This window comes from Pseudomonas sp. Pseusp3, from assembly GCF_047304225.1.
GTDB classification, from domain to species: Bacteria; Pseudomonadota; Gammaproteobacteria; order Pseudomonadales; family Pseudomonadaceae; genus Aquipseudomonas; species Aquipseudomonas fluorescens_CD.
The window spans coordinates 1-229 of record NZ_JBGLYV010000297.1 but is presented as its reverse complement, the minus strand read 5'-3'; the positions used below and the strand labels follow the sequence as shown (position 1 = coordinate 229).

The 229-nt window shown below is 56.8% G+C and carries 1 pseudogene; it reads left to right on the top strand.

What is annotated here, in order from left to right:
* A pseudogene (ychF, locus tag ACCD00_RS30930) lies at positions 1-229 on the top strand (redox-regulated ATPase YchF); the annotation flags it as partial.

The following is a 229-nucleotide window of genomic DNA, read 5'->3' as shown; positions in this document are numbered from 1 at the left end:
GCGAGAAGCCTCATCAAGAACATCCGCACCGACGAGAAAGCGGTGATCAAGGGCTTCCACCTGCTGACAACCAAACCGGACATCTACATCGCCAACGTCGCTGAAGACGGTATCGAAAACAACCCGCACCTGGACGTGGTCAAGGCCATCGCCGAAGAAGAAGGCGCCGTGGTTGTTCCGGTCTGCAACAAGATCGAAGCGGAAATCGACGAGCTCGATGACGGCGAAG